The sequence below is a fragment of the Kitasatospora humi genome (genome assembly GCF_020907985.1).
Taxonomy (GTDB): Bacteria; Actinomycetota; Actinomycetes; order Streptomycetales; family Streptomycetaceae; genus Kitasatospora; species Kitasatospora humi.
In genome coordinates this window covers 1-4,864 of the sequence record NZ_JAJJPA010000109.1, presented here as the reverse complement: position 1 = coordinate 4,864, position 4,864 = coordinate 1, and the positions used below count along the sequence as shown (strand labels likewise).

At 67.1% G+C, this 4,864-nt stretch carries 3 protein-coding genes; 2 read left to right on the top strand and 1 reads right to left on the bottom strand.

Annotated elements, in window-relative coordinates; genetic code table 11:
- Positions 1–510: 510 nt before the first annotated feature.
- Complete coding sequence (locus LN042_RS36385) at positions 511–3,078, top strand: DEAD/DEAH box helicase (protein ID WP_230055752.1); 2,568 nt, start codon at positions 511–513, stop codon at positions 3,076–3,078.
- Positions 3,079–3,252: 174 nt separating this feature from the next.
- Here LN042_RS36385 and LN042_RS36380 read toward each other — a convergent pair whose 3' ends face one another.
- On the bottom strand, positions 3,253–4,320 hold the full coding sequence (locus LN042_RS36380; RefSeq protein ID WP_230055751.1) for a hypothetical protein: 1,068 nt from the start codon (positions 4,318–4,320) through the stop codon (positions 3,253–3,255).
- Between the two features lie 107 nt (positions 4,321–4,427).
- Between LN042_RS36380 and LN042_RS36375 the strand changes: the two genes are divergently transcribed.
- Positions 4,428–4,864 (top strand): transposase (locus tag LN042_RS36375; protein ID WP_230055750.1); only part of this gene is annotated, 437 nt, incomplete at its 3' end.

Genomic DNA, 4,864 nt, shown 5'->3' with positions numbered 1-4,864 from the left:
CTCCGCGTGTCCGTGGCCTGACCTTCGGTCAGGCTGACCCGCGCTTCGCGCGGGCTGACGGTCGCTCCGCTTCGCTCCACTCCCTTCCGTGGCTGAGCCCGCTATCATGCTGTCTAACTGGGAACATGGCGGGAGTTCAAGCAAGCAGACTAGGGGTGGGGGGTGGCTCGGCGGGGCGCGCACCGGCCCCGTTCACCTCCCCTTGACTGATGCCGGATCAGGTGAATCCGGTGCGCACTGACAGCTTCGTCGGCTAGACTGGGAGACGTCCCGTTCGGTGAGTGTATCACTTGTACAGCGGGAATTGATCCGGTCGCACGACCCATACAAACCCCTTGATCGGCCGCCTTGAAATCTGAAAAATCGGCCCCTCGATTCCATCCCATCTCAAACGCAATACCCGTCTTTAGTTCCGCAGGAACTGCCCCTCGCTTCTGTATCAGAAGAAGAGCGGGAAACGATCCCGGGTAACGGCCAGAGCCGCCCCGATAGTCGAAAGGAAAGCGTTCCGTGAGCATCATCAAGCCGGGCCTGGAAGCCGCGAAGACGTCGGGTGGAATCACTCTCCGGGGCCACCAGGCAGAGGCGCTGGAACCCATTGTGCGGGCGCTCACCCCCGGGCCCGGCATCGTGATGCCCAACGGCCTGAGGGCCACCACGCAGATGGCCACAGGATCCGGGAAATCTTACGTCGGAGCGGTTGCCGCCCAGAGGCTGGCTGCGCACGGTGCTGTGCTGGTCGTCGTCCCCACCCTGGATCTCCTGGTCCAGATGATCGGCTCCTGGCGGCGGGCCGGCCGGGCCGGTGAGATGTATGCGGTCTGCTCGCTTGGCCCCGGGGACCTGCCCCATGGGGTGATGGGCACCACCAGTGCGCTGCAGGTCGCCTTGTGGCTCGACCGCGCCGGCAAGCGCCGTCGTCCCGTCACTCTCTTCGCCACCTACGCCTCCGCTGGCGCGGTGGCGGATGCCTACGAGGTGAAGTCCGATCTGGTGGACGAGGTGCCGCAGCTGGCGCTGATGGTCTGTGATGAGGCGCACCGTTCCAGTGGGTCGGCGCTGAAGACCTGGACGGTGGTACATCACCAGCACCGGATCCCCGCGGCGCGCCGGCTCTACATGACGGCCACGCCGCGGGTGTGGGAGCCGCCGAAGTTCAAGGCCCGGCCGGATGCCCATCAGCCGCTGACGGAGGATCTGGTCTGCTCCATGGACGACATCGCCATCTACGGCCGACAAGTATTCACGCTCGGCTTGGCGGAGGCGATCGACCGGAAACTCCTGGCCCCGTTCGAGATCGTAGTCCTGGAGCTGCGTGCGCCCGAGGGCAATGAGGAGCTGGCGGAGCGTCAGCCGCTGCCGTGGGGCGCGGGGGTGGGCGAGGACGAGGAGGAGGACCGGGTCGACCCGCGGCGGGTGGCCGCGATCCAGGCCGGCCTCATCAAGACCGCGGTCGAGCGGAAGCTGCGCAAGACCATCACTTTCCACTCCCGCACGATCGAGGCCCGATATTTCTCTGAAACGCTGAACCAGACCGTCGAAAACCTTTTTTTGGAAGACCCCGAGAAGTATCCAGAAGAGGTCTGGGCGCAGTGGCTTTCCGGTGAGCATGACGTGGATTTCCGTACGGAGGTCATCGGCGACTTCGGAGCTACCGGTGAGAGCGATGGACTGTTGTATGCCTTCCTCAGTAACTGCAAGGTTCTGGGCGAAGGCGTTGACATTCCGAATGCGGACGCGGTTCTTCTGCAGGGTCGAGGGTCGATGGTGGATATCGTCCAGGCCATCGGTCGGGCTCTTCGGATGCAGCCCGGCGAGGGGAAGGTGGCGTCTATCATCGTCCCTGTTTTCCTCAAGCCGGACGAGGAACCCGGAGACATCCTCGAATCCGAGAGCTACGCACCGCTCGTCAAGATTCTCACCGCGCTGAGGGCGCACGACGCCGAGGTCGTGGAGACCCTCGCTGTCCCGCAGAGCGGCGGTCGGCGGACCAAGGGGAGCAGCGCTGAAGCCGTTGCAGGACCTGGCGTTTCGAAGGAGGGGGCGCCGTCGTTCACGCTGCCTGTCCGGTTCCAGACGCCGGTGGACGCGAACACGCTGGCGCTGTTCGTGAATACGCGGGTGCTGACGGGTGAGAACCAGTACTGGCGGGAAGGTATTTCCGCTGCCAGGAAGTGGTTCGAGGAGCACGGGAATCTTGAGGTCCCCTATTCGGCGCTGGTAGGAAAGGCCGGTAACTTCCCGCTCGGAAAGTGGCTTTCCGAGCGTCGCAGGGAGTATGCGGCGGGGAATTTGGCGCGACACCGGATCATGATGCTCGACTCGCTCGACATGGTGTGGTCCGTCTCGGACGCCGCGTTCGAATCCGGTCTGGACTGGGCGCGGGCGTGGGCGGCGGAGCACTTCAACTCACTCGCGGCGCCAACTCGGGCGTCAATTGGGGGTTTTGGGGTCGGGAAGTGGCTGCAGGCACTCAGGGCTGCTGCGGAAGTGCCGGCGGGTGAGGAGGGCGCGCTGGATCCGGAGAGGCGGCGCCGGTTGGAGGAGATCGACCCGTGGTGGGCGCCGGCATGGTCGATCGCCTGGCAGCGGGCCTACGTCGCTGCTCGCGCCTGGTGGCTGGCCAGCGGCGGTGTCGTCGACTGGCCAGCCCTGGGCCGGGACGTCGAGTTCGAGGACGAGCCGGTGGGGCGGTTCGTCCACCGGGTGCGCGCGGAGTGGGCAGCGCTCGCGGAGGGGCAGCAGGAACTGCTCGCGGCGATCGGCATCGAGGAGGACGCGGAGCTGGCCGCGGCGAGGGCGGCGGCGGCCGCGAAGCCGAAGCGGTCCCAGACGGATCGCTTCCAGCAAGGCCTGACTGCCCTGTCCGCGTTCGTTGAGCGTGAGGGCCACGCACGGGTTCCGCGGGCCCACAAGGAGGTGCTGGGCCCGGCGCAGGGTGTCGTGGAGGGTGCGGGCGGCAGGGAGGCGGTGGTGTCGCTTGGCACCTGGCTGAACAACCTGAAGGCCCGGCGGGCGAAGCTCAGCGCGGAGCAGCTCGGGCAGCTAGAGGCGCTTGGGGTGGCCTGGAGCAGCTGATGAGACCCTCAAGCGCGCCATGTTCGGCCGGGCTTCCTTCCGGCTCCTCCGGGTCCGTATCCTCACGAATCACCGCTGAAGTGCGACGGTACGACTCAGGCCCGGAGGAACGATGGGATGGTCGGTAGGACCGCGATTCCGCTTGGCGTGCACGGAAGCGAGGTGGGATACCGATCAGCAGGACCGTGTGCTGGGGCTGGCCTTCGCGGCCTCCACCACTCCGGCGTTGATCAGGGCCGTGCGAAGGACGTTGGCTGGCTCGGACATCTTCAGTGTGGTCGCGGCGAGCAGGCTGGTCGCCTGGCGCTGGATCTCGTCGGCGCGGAATCGGTCTTGTTGCACAGTGAGGGCTGCCGCCACGATGTGCAGAGCGTGCGGTGAGTCGAGGTGCTGGGCGGCACGGGCTGTTACCTTCTCCAGGGCGTTAAGGTCCTGCTGGCGTTCCACGGTGCGGGCGGTGAGCTCCAGCCAGGCTTCGTCCGGAATCTGGGGCGTGTAGGCGAACCGGCCAGTCCCAGCCAGCGCTGGTCCGGGGAGGTCGGCATCCAGGGCGGTCTGCCAGAGCTGGATGGCCCGTTGGATCTGAGCTGGATCGTCGACGTGGCTGGTGGCAAAGGCGAGCCGGGATAGCAGCGCGGAGACGGCTTCCGGGCCGCCGTCTAGGGCGGCAAGGTCAGCCAGGAAGTCCCTCGGCGGGCCGAGTGGCTCCACTGGGTCCAGAAGTGCGAGCCAAGTCTTGTCGAGGGCCGGCTCTGCATCTGGCGCGCGCAGTACGGCCAGCAGGCCGGTTCGTGCGAGCTCGGCCATGACTCCGTTGTCGGGCTCCCCGTGGCGCAGCCAGCTACGGGCGGGCCGCCATGGCTCGGCCAACGGTTGGAGCCATTCGGTGTGTTCAGCCGTCCAGGCTGGCGCTTGGTGGCGGAGTTGGCGCATGCACCTGCCGATCACCGCGAGCGCCTGGCTGTCCGGCTCGGCCCTCAGCAGGACGTCCAGCCGATGGGCGAGGACGGGTGGGAGCGTGCCGTCCTTCGTGTGGCGCAGACCCCAGGCGATCAGGGTGAGCAAGGCGGTGCCGCCGGCCGTGTAGCTCGCTGCGAGCAGGGGGTCGAGGGTGCTGGTGCTGCGGGGGCGGGTCCAGGCGGTGATCAGTGAGAAGCGATTCCCAAACCGGGTGCCGTGGCTGCCGATCGAACTCTTGGTCGGGGAACGCTCGTTACGGTGATCGGCCGGGTGCCGGCGCATAGAAGCAGGGCCTCCTGCGCAGTTCGGTGGTGTCTAGTCATCGAAGCAGCAAGGAGGCCCTTGTGCTCCACTTTGGCGTGCCCGCTCCGTCCGCGTCCAGCTCCGGCATGTCGTGCGATTGCCTCGCACACCGGCTCGGGAACGCCGCTGACCAGCCCGACCGGACCCGCCACTACAACTCCGACCTGACCGACGCCGAATGGGCGCTGGTCCGGCCATTGCTGCCGGTCCCGGCCTGGATGAACGGACGCGGCGGACGCCCGGAGGGATACTGCCACCGCCAAATGATGGATGCAGTGCGCTATCTGGTCGCCGAGGGTGTGCGCTGGGCCAGCCTGCCCGCCGACTTCCCCAACTGGCGGGCCGTGTACCGGTTTTTCCGCCGCTGGCGCGACAACGACCTCATCAAGGAGCTCTACGGCCGACTGCGCAAGATGCTGCGCGAACTGGTCGGCAAGAAGGAAGAGCCCACCGCCGCGATCATCGACTCGCAGTCGGTCAAGGCCGACGCCACCGTCGGCGCCGCCACCCGCGGCTACGACGG

Coding starts and splice junctions, on each gene's coding strand:
- LN042_RS36380 (WP_230055751.1), bottom strand. CDS start 4,320: ATGCGCCGGCACCCGGCCGATCACCGTAACGAGCGTTCCCCGACCAAG.